The organism is Halogeometricum borinquense DSM 11551, from assembly GCF_000172995.2.
In the GTDB taxonomy this organism is placed as follows: Archaea; Halobacteriota; Halobacteria; order Halobacteriales; family Haloferacaceae; genus Halogeometricum; species Halogeometricum borinquense.
The window spans coordinates 383,237-399,315 of sequence record NC_014729.1 but is presented as its reverse complement, the minus strand read 5'-3'; the positions used below and the strand labels follow the sequence as shown (position 1 = coordinate 399,315).

Genomic DNA, 16,079 nt, shown 5'->3' with positions numbered 1-16,079 from the left:
CGGACCGCGACTACCCCCTTCAGTGGGTACCACCGCGCCGCACCCACTGCGTTGATGACGCAGGAGCCTCTTTCCGAAGCAATGACGAGCGTGGACGAAGCGACGCGGGCGAAACTCCGAAAACTGCACGACCACCTCGCTGCGACGGCCGAACGGCCGGTCGAACGAACCGCGAGCGCACATCTCGGAGAGGCGGAAGCCGTTGCGGGCGACGTAGCCGACGATCCGAACGTCGCACCGGCGGTCGTGAAGTCGCGCATCGAAACCGTCTCTAACCTCCTCTCGAACGTCGAAAAGACGGGCGACGACGCGGCCGACAAACACGTAGAGAGGGCACGAGAACTCGTCGCGGAACTTTTGTCGTCCGAGTGACGGGGGCCGGGAGCGAGTCAGTCACCGTTGGGGATGCGCGTCACTTGGAATTCGCGGTAGCCGCCGTACGCGGCTTCCAATGAGCCGAGCCACCAGTTCCAGCGTTCAGGGATGGTCGAATCGTCCGGCGCGTCGCGCATCTGCCGTACCACTTCTTCGACGGTGAGTGGTTGCCCGCGGTCGCGTTCGACCTTCCCGGAGTCCGCGAGATCACGCGCCTGTCGGGCGACAACGCGCCGTTCGGCCTCCCGTCCGCCGAATTCGTCTTCCAACGAGGTCATCAACTCCTCGGGGTCGAACGACGGGGCGGTACTGGGCATACGTGATCGTTGGAACTCGAAGCGCAAGAAACCGCTGGCACGGCCGTCTCTACACACCGCCGCGGTCTAGGCGCGAGTAATTATATAGGATAGCTATCAAGTTTGCAGTAAGAATGAGATTTCGGTCTGCGAACGAGCGGACGACTCCGAGCAAAGAGTCCTCGTCCGTTCCGTCTATTCAAGAGTTGACGGGAGGCTCGAATCGGAATCGGAGTCGTGGTGGCGGTGGTTCGCTAACGCCCCAAGAGTGTGAATCTCGCTTCGGGGTAGAGATCTACATGGACGGGCTGGATACGAAGATTCAGCGACTGGCCAAGAAACACGGCGCAGGTCAAGTCCGAGAATGGGCCGACGAGGGAATGACCGTCGATACGATAGGCAAGCCACGCGACATGCGCGCGTTCCGCCAGCGTCAGAAAGAACGCCCCGCAGAAGTCCCAAAGGACATCGAACGCCGGAACGCTAAATCTGTCCAGCGTAGTCGCGGCGCGCACCACGAGGCGTCGAAAGCTGGCGACACACAGGTCCCGGATTCGGTTCGGGACGTGATTTCCTCGCCGGGACAGTCGCTGAACGCTTCGATTCAGCGCGTGATGGAAGACCGGATGGGTGACAACCTCGGTGACGTCCGGATTCACACGGGTCCATCGGCTGCGAAAGCCTGTGAGGACATCAACGCCCGCGCGTTTACCGTTGGGAATCATGTTGCGTTCAATCACGGCGAGTACCACCCAAGTTCGGCGGAAGGCCAGCATATTCTCGCCCACGAGTTAGCACACGTGAGACAGCAAACAGGTGGTACCGTGTCGATGCTCCCCCAAGAGGGCGAGTTAGAGATTGACCCGGACCCGCGCTTGGAACGGGAAGCCGAAGAAACCGCCCAGCGCGTGATGCAAGGTGGGAAAATCGGCGTGTATCGCATGGAGCACTCCGAGGTTCATGTCCAGCGTCATCACGAGGATCAAAAACGACGCCCGAATGGGGAATTTGGCCCACTGAAGGAAGAGATAGCCAAGAAGCGAACAAAGCGTGAGGAGAAGCCCTATGGACACGACCAACGTCCAAGGTATGAACCAGGGCAGCGGGAAGAGGTGTGGAACAGGGCGAAAGGTCCTAATGGTGTTGTGTTTTGTGCCGTCGATGAGGTACCGCTGGATCGTGATGAATGGTGTATGGGGCATAAACCCAGGCGAGAGTACTGGTATCTGGTCGAGTACTATCTGAGAGGAATTATTACCCGTGAAGAGTTCTTAGCAGAGTACAGAAATCCGGACCACTATCAGCCAGAATCACATCGCGCGAGCAGTTCCGGGGAGCATGAGCAAGAAGGCGAATACTGGGCAGAAAAATGGGGACCACTGGAGTGAAAAACTATGAGTGAAGACAAAGGACCCGACGATCTGTACATTAGTACCGACATTGAATCGGCGATTATCCAGGGCAATACAGAGGAGTTCGATGAGCTCATTGATGACGCTGACCTGACTCATCGGTCAGACAATGGAAGTACCCTTTTGCATAAGGCCGCGGGTGCAGATCGTCCAGAAATAGCGAGGGAGCTGATTGATCGGGGGATCGATCTGGATGCTCAAAATAATGGAGGTCACACAGCGTTGCTTCATGCGATAGAAGTTGAAAGCTATGACACAGCCGAGGTATTGCTTGAGGCGGGTGCTGACCCGAATATCTTCGATAACAAGGGGAGATGTCCGCTCTCGGTGGCGGTTACGAGGGGCCGAAGTGATCGGAAGTTCGTGAAACTGCTCCTTGAACACGGTGCTGATCCGACGGCGACAGATGAGTCCGGGGAATCTGTGCTGGAGTGGGTGAAAAAGCATGGGATAACGGACGTGGTGGAGCTGTTGGACCCCTACGTTGACGAGTAGGCAGTTTGATCACGACGAGGGCGTCGATCGATATTCTATAATGGTCGTTCGGACGCTGGACAGCAGACAGGACCCGACTAGTTCATAAAATGTACTTGAAACAGTTCAACCGACGGTCGGAATACACCTGTTTCGATCCTTCGGACGATAGCGTTAGCGAGTTTCAAGAAATCGAAGACGAAGCGACATCGGGGTTCTGTAAAAACATAGACAACCGATGGATTGCTGTATACCCAGATGCGGATGGTGAGAGTTTAATCGTTCACATTGACTGAGTTACTTGGGATATCTACGGCGAGGACAGTAAGATAACCTACGAGCACAAGTACGACCAGGACAAGACCTACTTCAAAATCGAAGATAATGACAACAGTTTCGAGACGACGTATGATGCCTGGTGGAAAGAAGTCCCTCATCTAAAGCCAAGTGAATGGCTCACCTTCGAAGAACAAGACAACGAGATGAAAGACTTCTTCGGGTACATAAAATACCTCTCGATTAATGAGGAGGACAAGAACAATTGGATCGAACCGTGGTCCGAAGCCCTACAGCGGTAGTGCATTCATCTAGGTGATCGTTGGCGGTGAGAATGAAACTGAGGAACTTCGACCGGTTCGTGGAATACACTCAGTTCGACCTCTCTGAGGGAGTGGGTGATGAATTCACAGATATAGAAGACCAAGACATCTCGGGTGTTTGCAGCGAAGTAGACGGTGTCTGGGTTGCTATCTATCCAGATTCAGAAAAAAATACGATACTCGTCCAAATCGACGGGACAACTTGGGACCTGTACAGTCCGGGCACAGAAGTAACCTACAACCATGACTATGAGAACGGAAAGACCAGTTTCCGAATCTATGACAACAGTAATACATTTACCACTACCTATGATGCGTGGTGGCAGGACAGACCAGACTTCGACCCGAACAAATGGGCCGCAAGCCGGGAAGACGAGAACGCTGACGAGGACATCCTAATGCTGTGGCACAGACAGGAGAAGAAACAACACTACATAAACAACTGGGCCAACGAACAGGTTGACTGAGTAGCTTGGTTTCCCTCAACGAGGGTGTTGTTATGCAAACATCCAACCCCAGCGTGGCTACGAGTGTGGATAGGTCCCCAGTTGTCGGCTTCCTTCTGCCCCTAAGGGGATGGGCTTTCGCCTCGCTACCGCTGTAAATAATCACCCAACAAATGTTGAATCTATAACCAGAAAGGATTATAGAACGGTTACGATATCTGATTGTCTCTGCAGGTACGGGCAGATATATTCGGATCTAGTTATTAACTCGCTATGTATCATGGGATCGAAACTACCGAATTCTGACGAGTACGAATGGGAATTCCAAAAACGCGATAATGTCGGTGTCTGGGATATCCGCGGCTGGGCAGGATTCGCAGATGAAACGCTAGAAGCAGTCAGCCAGCATTATCGTGAACGGGCGAGTAAAGAAGATATTACAGCTACCTTAGCAATCTTTGGCGATAAGACAAATCTCTCAGCGGAGACACAAGAGTATATGGCTGAAGAGTGGTCTGGCAACTGCAAATACGCTGGTGTTGAGAAGGTTGGATTCGTTGCAGAGGGAATCACCGGAATGGCAGTCAAATCTCGGATGAAGGTTCCACAGGCAGAAATTGCTGACTTCGATACTCTCGACGAGGGACTTGAGTGGGCACGTGAAGTCTAAGGAAGCGGTTACACCGAAGGTAGCTGTCGGCAATTGACATGCTTGCAGTTTCACGTAGAGATCGTCGCTTCCGTGAAACTGCACACGGGCGACGAATTGACGTGTGCAAAACCGACTCGGCTGGTGCGGACCCGGACGTGATTCATCCAGTGCTCCACGGTGATTGGACCGCCGACTCTCCGTTTCTTTGGTCTTGTTGAAGTCCTTGCTGACGAACACGACTCGCTATCGACTGCGTTGAGCAGCGAGTAATCGATAGAGACCTAGTGAGGCTCACATTGTACACACGAAAACGACTAAGTGTGCTGGCTCACATTGTACACATCATGAGTACAGATAAGAAGCGAGTGCAGTTTCGGGCCCCCAATCGGCTTATCGACCGGGCCGACGCACTGGCCGCCGTCCTCGGGGAAGACCGAACAGACGTCCTCGTGACCGCGCTTCGGGAATACCTCCAAGACGCCGCTCACGACGACGCACTCGTCCAGGAGATTGCCGCCGCCTATTACGACGACGAGATCACGTTCGAGCAACTCAAAGCGCTCGTCGGCGCCGAAGAGGCGGCAAACCTCCGGGTGTTGAAACAGCAGTTGGACGACAGTTTCGTCGACGAGGTCGCCGACGTATAGATGGCAGCGCTAGTCGCAGACACATCCGCACTCGTGAGTCTGGGCATCGTTTCCGACTCCGACCCGAATCCCCTCTCACGCTGTCTCACCGGCTATGATGTGTCCGTCCCAAAGGTGGTTATTGAAGAACTCCGAGAGATTGCCTCGTATGATGATGCGCATGGACACGCCGCAACCGTCGTCCTTGACCAGACTGCCGAGCTGCTGGTTCGGTCAGTAGATTTGGATGTTGAGTTCCCACTCGATGATGGCGAGAACGCCGCCGTGACACTCGCAAACGATATCGACGCCGCCCTCTTCCTCTGTGATGAATTCAACTCGCTGGGACTGATTCACGCGTCACTAGTCGATACACGACTTGTGACGACGCCGACACTGCTTTCGGTATTCGTCCGAACAGGACAATTGATGCCCGCTGAGGCATGTACTCTCTTGGACGACATCAGTACCGCCCGAAGTTGGGACACAAATAGTTACGTCCAGCGGGCACGCTCAGTATTGGAAGATGATAGTAGTTAACCATCCAGCCTACCGTCACTCAGACTGACACATAAGTGACGTCCGCTAACGACTCCTCAGCACTGGCCGACGACGCAGTCTGCCGGTAAGTGAGTCCCTCGTTCAGCAGACTTGGACGTGATTAGGCAGGATTTCATATACGTTTCTCTCCCTATGTGCAAGGACAGCAACTGTGCGCTAGTGAGTCTCAGTTCACTATGTCGCTTCGTCGTTGCATCCCAAAACGCATACCGGGAGAGGGAACGCAATTAACCCGATGCAACTGCCCTCACGCCGAGTGATTCTCACCAGTCTCTTGACCAGTCTCGTACTGGTTGTCGGTTTCACGACACTGCTCTCCGACGATGAGACACAGATCCTTATCGAGAACGAACGAGAATCAAGCTACTTGGTCACGGCCTTCCAAAGTGCTCAAGAGAGTCCTGAGAAACTTCGCTTCGACGTTACCACAAGAGATGGACATCAAACGCTCGTTGAGATAGAGGAACTACAGACCGAGGCGAACTACACTAACGTCACTCTCCACGACCCGGTATGTTCGGACCGTGTGTCGACAGTCTCGGATGGCAACAGTACGCAGTTCGTCGACGACTGGAACGAAAGTCAGACGACCGTCTACGTGGTCGAAACGTATCAAAACGAGCTGTTAGAGGTTAACATCATGCAGTGTGATCGCGATATGGCACTCACGTTCGCGACCGCCCCAGACGGGGACTTCAGAACCACTTCGCGCTGCGTGCAGGATGTTCACGGGCGACTATCTGTCAATAGGTGGACGCTGAGTAAACAGGGCTGGATTGTCTGCAAATAATTCGATTTCTTCGATCAAGGTCCCGAACGACTCAATATCGATGATTCGGGCCCCAATTGACGCAAACTCAGCCCTGAATGACCGGTCACCGACATCACTGAATTCACCTAACACGAGCGACTTCGGGAGGAAGTCCCCAACCACTTCGTCCATCCGCGCATGGGCGCGATCAACACGGTTGTACCACGTACTGTTGTTGGTATTGGCGACGATGGTGTCTTTGATATTGATGAGATGAAGGTATCGCTCATTCTGTCGGCCCTTAATTAGCGGGACAGCATCAACCTCGTAGTGGTTCCCTGACCGTCCAAGGACTTGTTTTTTCTCACAGTCGAATTCTGTCTGCTGTCGGATCATCTCCCGAACCAACTCGCTAAAATGGACTCACCAGACGCGTAGCTCGACGATATCAGGCAGGCCGCCAAAGATGCAACCGTTGGAACTGGGTCGGGAGACTCAACTGGTGACGCAAAGAGTCGGAGGTGAGATAAATGGACGCAATCATCACGGGAGAATCTGAGCGGATTGGGCTCAGTGTCATCGATAACAATGATGTTGAGCACTTGATCGAGACGAACGAGAGCGGCGAGATTACCTACCACGAACAGGACGGGTACCCGGATGACTCCTCAAAGCGGACGGACGAAGGTAATGAATACGTCAATCAGGCCCGCAAGTACGCCAAGTACTACGTATACCTGAAGCGGGGATACGATACGGTCTCGGCTCCGGAGAATCCCGTCAGAATCGACGCGGTCCGGCAGGCAATCGCCCAGATGGATTTGGAGACGTTCGAGACGCACTTCGGTGACCTCTACCAGCAGTTCTCCTCCGAAACCGACGGGAGCGCCGAGCCGGTCTATGACGTCCCACCGCAAGCAACGACCCCGCCGATTTACGCGCAGAACGTCTATCTCGGGATTGACCCGCTGGAAACCGACCTCGGTGACGAACTCGCCGCCAAGCATGACCTCGATATCACCGCGGAGTCAGCGGCTGACGTGGCGATAGCCGATCTTTCCACGGAGGAGATCAAACAGTGGGGTGAGTTTACGGGTGAGTTCGCCACGCGGGCGATAGAGGAACAGATCGACCTCTCAGACGCGGTCTATATCGACAACACGTCCCAATTGTACGTCAAACACCCCGAAGGGACGGACTTAGTGGCCGCCGATGACCATCTCGAACCGACCTCCAGAGAGCCGGATACGGTTATCGAACTGCTCCCGATTGAGCTAGAGAGCCTGGAATACTTCCAGTCGTTCATGGATCACTACCTTCGGTGCCAGATTCGAGATGTGTTTATCGAGATGGGCGTCGTTCCGCCCGAGGAGTTCCGTGTGCTGGGATTAGGACAGTTCATGGCGGCCCACTGCTACAGCTATATCGACTTCTATCCGGAGTTCCACAACCCCGAAAGCGGTGCGTTTACTCAACAGACGAGCCTTTTCTAACGAGACGGCTCGTAATATTTCAGTGCTGTCTGACCAGCGTCTCAATACCTCAATTCAGCGCGCGATGGAAGATCGGATGGGTGACACCCTCGGCGACGTGCGTATTCACACGGGTCCATCGGCCGCGAAAGCCTGTGAAGACATCAACGCCCGCGCGTTTACCGTCGGCAATCACATCGCGTTCAACCACGGCGAGTACGATCCATCGAGTGCTGAAGGCCAGCATATTCTCGCCCACGAGTTAGCACACGTGCGCCAGCAAACGGGTGGCGCGGTGTCGATGCTCCCCCAAGCGGGCGAGTTAGAGATTGATCCTGACCCACGCTTAGAGCGGGAAGCCGAAGAAACCGCCCAGCGCGTGATGCAAGGTGGGAAAATCGGCGTGCATCGCATGGCGAATGCAGGAATACACGTTCAAAGGATCAAACAGTGGGAAAAGCAGAAGCGTGATGAAAAGGGAAAATTCAGCGAATTAGAAGAGAGGTACAAACAGCCGAGAAGTGGTGAGGAGAAGGACAAACCATATGCCAACAACCGGCCAGATTACGCCGATGGACAAGTCGAAGCAGTGTGGGAACAGGCAAAAGACGAAGACGGGAACGTTTATGATCCAAATACCGGTGAACGGCTCGAATGGGATCGAGGCGAACCACGTGAGGGACAGTGGGATATGGGACACAAGCCCCGGAGGGAATACCGTAAATTGCATCAAAAGTACATAAGCGGACTAATTTCGAAAGAAGAATTTCTCAACAGGTACCGGGACCCGGATAACTATCGGCCGGAAAAGCCAAAAGCCAACCGCAGTAGAAAGTACGAGGGAGATGAATAACGATGGATGAGACGACACTCCTATTCTACAGCATTGAAGAAGGCGATGAAGAGAAATTTCGGGATTTAATCAATACCGTCGATATAAATACATTAGACGAGTCCGGCGATAATCTGCTCCATGCCGCAGCAGCATATGGACAAGATGAGTTTGCGAAAGAACTCATAGATCGAGATATCGACATCAACCACAGAGGTAAAGAAGGGAAGACACCGCTCCATTACGCGCTGGAGATGGGTTACGAAGACATGGTAAGGATTCTCCTTAGTGAAGGAGCAGATGTTACAGTAACGGATGACTACGGTAATCAACCGTTATGGAGTGCAGTAGTGAACGAAGAGACCAAAGACGACATAATTCAATCACTTGTTGCTCACGGGGCAGATCCAGCGAATCAGAACGACGCCGGAAAATCCCCCCGATCTATCGCCCGCCGCCGGGATGATCAAGCCCTCATTGAGATATTCACTGACTGAATGCTCCCACTGAGAAACAGACACTTCATACCAGTCATCGGACAGTATCTACAAGGCGATCACCGCATATCCTGTTGAACACCCACAGACACCGATGTGGAAACCGAATACGGGGTGAGAAAATGCCTGAGCAAGGCCACCAATACGATGTCGAGTACGGTGAATCACCTCAGGTTCAAGTGGTTCGAGACGCGGAATGTCTCGTCATCACGGAAGGCTTTGTCTTCCGTACGACCCCGAAGCATCCCGTTTTTACGACGCACTCTGCAGACACCGAAGTGGTATTCGCAGAGAGCGCAGTCTCAACAGGTGTTAATGAATCGCTACGCTATTTATTCGCACACCAGAGATATCGGATTCCTGAGGGCGTTGGTTCGGGCTATCCCAGCCCTAGTTCAGAAAAGCCTCGTTGAAGCACATCGCCGCGTTCGTGTCTCGGCCACACATGAGCTAACGGTCCAAGTCGTCGGGGTCGGGAAGTTTCGGGCTGGCCATCAGTCTCGTCCTGCTAGCGGACGACGGTACAGCAGTATACTTCAACACCCGTAGTGACAACCCCGACATCACTCCCACCACTCGTTCCGGCGTTCCCGGTAGGAGGCGTCGCGGAACGGGTCTGGTTTTTCAGCGTCGTCCTCCGCACCGAAGCCAAACGCCAGCCAGTAGCCAGTGTGCCATCCCACCGCGTCGGTATCGAGGTCCACGAGGACGATTCGAAGATTCGAGTACGTCTCGACGACGCCATCACCGTCGGGGTCCCACCCTCGCGTCGCGCCGCAGGAGGCGGCATCCGGCGAACACGGAGACTCATCCGAGAAGCCGACGACGATATCCGCGTTCTCGGCGTCGTCAACGACGGTAAACGTGAGGTTGTTCGGCATCCCCTCAGCACCGCGTTCGTAGTAGTCGAGAGCGTGTTGGACCTGTTCGCGCGCCTGTTCGGATTTCGTCGCGTTCGCTGAGTCTACGTAGACGGTGAATTCGCCGTCATCCCACGGGAACGCCCGTTCGGTGGCGTTCGGTTGTGGCGTCGTGTAAAGCACCGAGCGACTCGCCATCACGTCCGCGGGCGCGTCGTCGTGAGTGAGACCGAGGGTATGGCCGAACTCGTGTTCGAGGACGAGGACAGTCGAGTCGTTCGAGAACCTCGTCTGGATGGAAACCGTCTCGGGGGTGTCTATCTGCCTCCGGTCGGTAATGAGCGGCGCGCACCCCGCGGCGTCTTCGGCACCGTCGCAGTCGGGCACGTCATCGACGAACTCCACGACGATATCGGGATTCGCCGCGTCCGGACGCACTTCATATTCGACAGTATATCCAGCGTACTGCTCGGCGTTCGTCTCCCAGTACGCCGCGGCTTGTCGAACGAGTGGCGTCCAGTCGCGTCCGGTGTGTTCCGGATCAGAGACGGCGACGACGATTGGGTCGTCGCCCCACGGACTCGCACCAGTCGGTGCGGCGGTGGTGGAAGGGTTCTGAGTCGCCGTCCTCGCGGCAGCTTGTTCCGTAGACGTGGTTGCGCTCGGCGTCTCATCGCCGACGGGAATGGGGGATTCAGCGCCCGAGAACGGTGCGAGACAACCCGAGAGGACCAACAGAAGAACGAGTGCGACTGCTGGGGACCTGCGAGCGGACATCTATCGATAGATTGGTGCAGGAAGGAAAGAACGTTCTGCCAGCCGTTCGGACCAGTTACGCGGCTGACGTATCAGCGAGAGAGTCGTCCACGCTCGACTCCGCGTCCCCAGGGTCAGCCTCCGCGTCCGCAACTGCCGACTCGGGGTCAACACCTGCGAGTCGGAGCGCGTTCGTCGTCACGCCGAGACTCATACCCATGTCCCCGACGATGATAGCGGTGGCGACACTGATGATGCCGAGCGGTGCGGCGACCGCGAGGGCACCTTTGACGACAAGTGACGACCAGACGTTCTGTCTGATGACGGATGAGGTGCCGTTCGAGAGGTCAACGAGGTACGGCAGTCGCGTCAGGTCGTCTGAGAGAAGGGCCACGTCGGCCGTCTCCAATGCCGTATCCGTTCCGGCAGCACCCATGGCGACGCCCACCGTCGCGGCGGCGAGAGCGGGCGCGTCGTTCACGCCGTCGCCGACCATCGCTACCGAGTCGTGTTCGGCAAGCAGTTCGCGCACGGCTTCGACCTTCTGTTCGGGCAAGAGGTCGGCACGGACCTCGTCTACGCCGACGCGTTCACCGATGACTTGCGCGGTGCGCTCGTTGTCGCCGGTGAGCATCACGACCTGCGAAATGCCGTGGTCGTGAAGGCGCGAAACGGCCCACGCCGATTCAGGACGCACTGTGTCGGCAACGGCGACGACACCCTCTATTTCGTCTTCGGTGCCGACAAGAACGACCGACTTACCTTCGGCTTGTAGACGCGGGACGACTTCGTTCGCCAAGTCGAGATAGCGTCCGTGGTCGCAGTTGCGTGCGTCCTCAACGGCCTGTCCGCCGTCGGACCGCACGCCACCATCCGCTTGGACGTGCGTGTGTTCGAGGTCGAATCCGAGACTCTCGAACAGACCAGGTTTGCCGGCGTAGTGTACTTTGTCGTCGAGGACGGCTTTCACGCCCTTGCCGGTGATGGACTCGAACTCCCGAATATCCCGTTCTGGCACGTCGCGGTCGGCGGCGTACTCCACGATAGCCTGTGCGATGGGGTGTTCACTGCGTGATTCGATGGCGGCCGCACAGCCGAGAACGTCCGACTCGTCGTTGCCGTTGAGGGCGACCACGTCGGTGACGCCGAGTTCGCCGGTCGTGAGCGTCCCCGTCTTGTCCACGGCGACAGCGTCAACGTCGTTCATCGCTTCGAGGTGTTGACCGCCCTTCACGAGAACGCCGTTACGCGCCGCCGAGGTGATACCGGAGACAACGGAAACAGGCGTCGAGATGACGAACGCGCAGGGGCAGGCGACCACCAAGAGGGTGAGTGCGCGCACGAACCACATGCGGAACGGTTCCTCGAACAAAAGCGGCGGTACCGTCGCTGTGGCGATGGCACCGACGACGATGATCGGGGTGTAGTACCGGGCGAACCGGTCGATAAACCGCTCGGCCTCGGTCTTCTCGCGGTTGGCGTCTTCGACCATATCGACCACCTTCGAGAGCGTCGATTCGCTCGCCGGCGTGGTCGTCTCGATTTCGAGATAGCCCTCTTCGACGATGCTCCCGGCGAACACCTCCAAACCCGGTTCTTTGTCTACGGGGACGGATTCGCCCGTAATCGGTGACTCGTCAACCGCAGAGGTTCCTTCGGTTACGGTGCCGTCAAGCGGAACGCGGTCACCGGGGCGGACGATCACGGTCTCGCCAACGGCCACATCCTCGACGGGGACGACGACTTCCTCGCGCTCCGCTTGGGATGTCTTCGAGGAACCGGAATTACGGAGAACTGTTGCCGTATCGGGCGACAACTCCATTAATTCCCGCAGGGAGTTGCGCGCGCGGTCCATCGAGAAGCGTTCGAGTAGTTCCGCGACGCTGAACAGGACTGCGAGCGTCGCCGCCTCGAACGGCATGTTGACCGCCATCGCGCCGACGATACCCGCAGTCATGAGCAGATCGATATCCAGACTCAGATTCTTCGCTGAGTAGTAGCCGTTCCGCAGAATGGGGATACCCGCGAGGAGAACGGCGAGCGTGTACGAGACCCACGCAACGCTGATCTCGTACCCGACCGGCGCGGCGAGAACCAAATCGAGTCCCTCTACAACGAACTCCAGTCCGAGGCCGACAGCGAGGAAGGCTGCACCGCCCCACGTCTTCAGTGCACGTTGACTCCGCCACACATCGTGCGGAGAGTCCGCTCCTCCGTCATCTTCGACGGCGTAGCCCGCACCCTCGATAGCGGCCACAAAGTCACCACGCGAGGCCTCGTCGGGGTTGTAGCGGATCGTCACCTTCCCAGCCGTCGGTTGCGTCTCGAAGTCAACGATGCCAGAGACACCATCGAGGGAGTTCTCCACCTTTCCGGCACAGGAGGGACAGTCCATCTCCGGGACGGAGAACGTCACCGTCTCCTCATCAGCGATAGCGTAGCCCGCGCTTTCGACGCGTGACCGGACAGCACTGTCGTCGGTCGCCGTGGGGTCGTACTGAACGTACAACGTCCCCGTCGTCGGTTGCGCGTCTACGTCACGAACGCCCGCATCACCACGGACGCTTTTTGTGACCTTCTCCGCACACGAGGGACAATCCATCTCCGGCACTGACAGCCGAAGCGTTTGCCCGTCGCCGTCGAACCCACTCGCTACGGATGTGGACGACTCATCCGTGTCACAGCCATCATCACACCCGCACGCTTCAGTGTCGTCGCTAGAAGGTGGATGATCGCGGCCGTGGTCGTGGCCCGCCTCCTCGGTATCGTGACTGTCCCGATTCATACGAGAAACTAGTCGCTTACCGGTTATTAATCCATCTGCGAAATGAGACCCATATAGTATAAGAGATTAATAACTCAGAGAAGATTAGATAATAACTCTCGCGTCGGTCGAGACGGCTGAGAGGAGTAAGCCCCCTTCTGTTTCGACCCGGCATTCGGCTGAGCGTCCGCGTCCTCCCCAAAATTGGGGGCACGCCGGGCGAACCCGAACGTGCTGTCCGGACTACCTTAGCGGCGCGGACTTGCACCGGTGAGGATTCGCCGTTCCATCCGTTCTCGGTCGTCTACGACCGAACGCGAGGCGTTCAGTCGCGGCCGAGGCAACTGCCGTCACCCCGGAGCAAACGGGTATCCCGTTCGCCAGACGCGGCCACATTGTGGGCGCGCTCCCCTCGACGGGTCAACTCCCTCCCCTTACGGGTCGGTTCGCACGCGAACGGGGTCACCCGTTCGCGCCGGCAGCGGATTCATCCGCCGCACGCGTCTCATCGGTCGGACCGAGAGGTCTCGTTTCTGTTCCAGAGCCAGTCGTCTCCGACTCCGGGCTTGCGCCCGGTCACCCGTCCGGACGGTGGGGGGACTTTCCTCATGTCCAACAGATAGATAACCTACCTGACAGGACACGGGAACCGGGCTCTCTCTGCCGTTTTTCACTACTTCCGAGAGGCGCATAAGAAGTTCGATTCGAGAGGATTGGACGTATTTCGGGGTAAAGAGGCGGTAGGAGGCACTTAATGCACGACGAATCAAGGCGGTGACAAGGGAAGCGTTCAAGTTTAGCGAGTGCCTGAACAGTATTATGTCCGAGGCGCAGACCGTTCGGCTCACATACGACGACGGGTCGAGGGCGGTCGAACTAGCGCGTGAATCGGTCGAATCGTACGTTCTCCACGGGCAACGAGAACAGCCGGGAAGTATGCGTGACGCATTTTACGCTCGTACCGGTGCATTCGTCCGAATACGATCAACGCGGGGACGCGGCCGCCTACGGGGGTGCGCTGGCGCGTATCGAGGGAAAGACCAACTGGGACACGCCATCGTCGATGCGGCGATACAAGCCGCATCGGGCGATTCGTGCGGGTCCGAAATCGAACCGCCGGAACTACCAAATCTCAACATTTCCGTCTGCATCGTCTGTAATCACGTTCTGACTAACGATCCTGTTGCCGACCTCGAACTCGGTACCCACGGGGTCGCTATCGACAAAGACGGCAAGCACGGTTGGCTCTACCCAACGATTCCCGTCGAGAACGGCTGGTCCGCAGAGCAGTTCCTGACGCACGCCTGCCGCAAAGGCGGGCTGTCACCGCTTGCGTGGCAGGATGAAGATTCCATGGTGACGTTGTTCGAAGGGCAAGTGTTCCGCGAGCGAACTGACGGCGGCAGCGTCGAAGAGCTGTAACTGACACGTTCTACGTGCCTCCCCGCGCGTAAGGCAGCAACCTGCGCCTCCTCACTGCGACCAGCGACGGCTGTGGGGTTACTCAGCGCCGTATCCACACCGCTCGGCGTCAGCTCTCGCTCGCGCTGCCGCCGCATCAAGGTCGAACTCCCGAACGATTTCGCCGTCTCGAATCAGCGGTTCGAGCAACGGCTCGGCATCGGTGGGTGAATCAGCGTCTTCGAGGCCGACGTGGTGGCCGCCGTCGGCTGTCCGGTACACCTCTTTGACGCCAGTGAGTTTTCCGCGCTTTGCCGCCGGTTCGCCGTCGATTTCTACGATATCGAGTGCGAAGTCAACCGGATTCGCGTTCGAGACGTAGCCGCCGACACCGAACCCATCGGCCACGTCGCGGAGGTGTCGTAGGTCCGACGGGCCGAGGCCGCCCGAGACGAACACATCAACGGACTCGTGGTCGTGTGCATTGAGCGTCCACTGTACCTCGCGGACGATGTGCCGAAAGTCGCCGCGGCGCGAGGACGTGGTGTCGAGTCGGACGCTGTCTAAGTCGTCACCGAGTGCTTCGACGGCGCGGAGTACTTCATCGGTCTCGTCGCTGTACGTATCGCAGAGGGCGACCCGGGGAACGGACTCCTCGACTGCCTCGTCGAACGCCTTCCACGCCTCCTCTTGGTTTCCGCGCCCGAAGCAGATGAGAAGCGCGTGCGGCATCGTTCCCGACGCCTCGCGGCCGAGAACGTCCCCCGCGGCGACGTGGGAAATACCGTCGAGACCGGCAAGAAGGGCGCTTCGTTCGATCATCGCGGTGAGTGCTGGGTGGACGTGCCGCGCGCCGAACGACAGGACCGTCGAATCAGGGGCTGCTCGCCGCACGTCGAGGGCGGCGGTAGCGACGCCGGACGCGTGCGAGAGGAATCCTAAGAGAGAGGTCTCAAAGCGCCCGAAGTCGAGATACGATCCCTCGATTCGCATGACTGGGCCGCCGTCGAACAGACGGCCTTCGGGGATGGCGTCTACGTCCACGTCGTGGCCTTCGAGGAGGGCGGCGGCGTCTTTGACCCCCGCGAGGAGTTCGTAGTCGCCGTCGGGGAACTGGTCGGCCGTCACCTCGGCGACGACGTGCGGGTTTTTCTCCGCGTGTCGGAGCGTCGTCTCCGTTCGCTCGAAGTAGGCGTCGGTGGCCGACCCGTCACGAATCGCGTCGGTACCGACGATGTCGAAGTCCATGAGAGGCCGTTCCACCGGCGTGGTGAAAAACGCGTCCGTTCACGGGTCGGAACCGGA

Annotated in this window: 15 protein-coding genes, 1 other RNA gene and 1 pseudogene; 12 read left to right on the top strand and 5 right to left on the bottom strand. The window is 57.3% G+C overall.

All coding sequences use genetic code 11. From position 1 onward, the window contains the following. Positions 1-81 precede the first annotated feature (81 nt). Positions 82-372 carry a hypothetical protein gene (locus tag HBOR_RS02035; RefSeq protein WP_006055407.1) on the top strand — a complete coding sequence of 97 codons (291 nt, stop codon included), beginning with the start codon at positions 82-84 and terminating at the stop codon, positions 370-372. Between the two features lie 17 nt (positions 373-389). Here HBOR_RS02035 and HBOR_RS02030 read toward each other — a convergent pair whose 3' ends face one another. Further along, positions 390-692: a hypothetical protein gene (locus tag HBOR_RS02030; RefSeq protein WP_006055408.1), complete on the bottom strand. Its 303-nt coding sequence runs from the start codon at positions 690-692 to the stop codon at positions 390-392. A gap of 113 nt (positions 693-805) precedes the next feature. Between HBOR_RS02030 and HBOR_RS02025 the strand changes: the two genes are divergently transcribed. The 10 genes and pseudogenes from HBOR_RS02025 to HBOR_RS01970 all read left to right on the top strand — a co-directional run bounded on the left by HBOR_RS02025 (position 806) and on the right by HBOR_RS01970 (position 8,993). Continuing rightward, positions 806-2,059 (top strand): eCIS core domain-containing protein, encoded by a 1,254-nt coding sequence (locus tag HBOR_RS02025; RefSeq protein ID WP_013440440.1) that lies wholly within the window; start codon positions 806-808, stop codon positions 2,057-2,059. 6 nt (positions 2,060-2,065) lie between these two features. After that, on the top strand, positions 2,066-2,578 hold the full coding sequence (locus tag HBOR_RS02020; protein ID WP_006055410.1) for an ankyrin repeat domain-containing protein: 513 nt from the start codon (positions 2,066-2,068) through the stop codon (positions 2,576-2,578). A 589-nt stretch (positions 2,579-3,167) separates the two neighbouring features. Next, positions 3,168-3,623: a hypothetical protein gene (locus HBOR_RS02010; protein ID WP_006055413.1), complete on the top strand. Its 456-nt coding sequence runs from the start codon at positions 3,168-3,170 to the stop codon at positions 3,621-3,623. Between the two features lie 259 nt (positions 3,624-3,882). Next, positions 3,883-4,272 (top strand): hypothetical protein, encoded by a 390-nt coding sequence (locus tag HBOR_RS02005; protein ID WP_006055414.1) that lies wholly within the window; start codon positions 3,883-3,885, stop codon positions 4,270-4,272. Between the two features lie 326 nt (positions 4,273-4,598). Then, positions 4,599-4,901, top strand: a complete 303-nt coding sequence (locus tag HBOR_RS02000) for a hypothetical protein (RefSeq protein WP_049890431.1) — start codon at positions 4,599-4,601, stop codon at positions 4,899-4,901. Next, positions 4,902-5,420, top strand: a complete 519-nt coding sequence (locus HBOR_RS01995; RefSeq protein WP_006055416.1) for a hypothetical protein — start codon at positions 4,902-4,904, stop codon at positions 5,418-5,420. Between the two features lie 256 nt (positions 5,421-5,676). Continuing rightward, positions 5,677-6,231: a hypothetical protein gene (locus HBOR_RS01990; RefSeq protein WP_013440438.1), complete on the top strand. Its 555-nt coding sequence runs from the start codon at positions 5,677-5,679 to the stop codon at positions 6,229-6,231. Positions 6,232-6,722: 491 nt separating this feature from the next. Next, complete coding sequence (locus HBOR_RS01980; protein WP_006055418.1) at positions 6,723-7,685, top strand: hypothetical protein; 963 nt, start codon at positions 6,723-6,725, stop codon at positions 7,683-7,685. 34 nt (positions 7,686-7,719) lie between these two features. Next, positions 7,720-8,517 (top strand): annotated as a pseudogene (locus HBOR_RS01975) (eCIS core domain-containing protein); the annotation flags it as partial. 2 nt (positions 8,518-8,519) lie between these two features. Further along, entirely contained in the window at positions 8,520-8,993 is a 474-nt protein-coding gene (locus HBOR_RS01970) for an ankyrin repeat domain-containing protein (RefSeq protein WP_006055420.1), read from the top strand. A gap of 563 nt (positions 8,994-9,556) precedes the next feature. On the opposite strand, the gene HBOR_RS01965 is transcribed toward HBOR_RS01970, so the two are convergent. From HBOR_RS01965 to rnpB, 3 genes are all read right to left on the bottom strand, one after another. Beyond that, the gene (locus HBOR_RS01965; protein ID WP_006055421.1) at positions 9,557-10,630 is read right to left on the bottom strand and encodes a matrixin family metalloprotease; all 1,074 of its coding nucleotides are present in this window, start codon (positions 10,628-10,630) and stop codon (positions 9,557-9,559) included. Positions 10,631-10,685: 55 nt separating this feature from the next. Then, the gene (locus tag HBOR_RS01960) at positions 10,686-13,394 is read right to left on the bottom strand and encodes a heavy metal translocating P-type ATPase (RefSeq protein ID WP_006055422.1); all 2,709 of its coding nucleotides are present in this window, start codon (positions 13,392-13,394) and stop codon (positions 10,686-10,688) included. A gap of 114 nt (positions 13,395-13,508) precedes the next feature. Continuing rightward, positions 13,509-14,038, bottom strand: an RNA gene (gene rnpB, locus HBOR_RS14345) — RNase P RNA component. A 154-nt stretch (positions 14,039-14,192) separates the two neighbouring features. Here rnpB and HBOR_RS01955 point away from each other — a divergent pair. After that, positions 14,193-14,795 carry a TIGR00296 family protein gene (locus HBOR_RS01955; RefSeq protein ID WP_006055423.1) on the top strand — a complete coding sequence of 201 codons (603 nt, stop codon included), beginning with the start codon at positions 14,193-14,195 and terminating at the stop codon, positions 14,793-14,795. Between the two features lie 78 nt (positions 14,796-14,873). On the opposite strand, the gene HBOR_RS01950 is transcribed toward HBOR_RS01955, so the two are convergent. Beyond that, positions 14,874-16,022 (bottom strand): nicotinate phosphoribosyltransferase, encoded by a 1,149-nt coding sequence (locus HBOR_RS01950; RefSeq protein WP_006055424.1) that lies wholly within the window; start codon positions 16,020-16,022, stop codon positions 14,874-14,876. Positions 16,023-16,079: the final 57 nt, after the last annotated feature.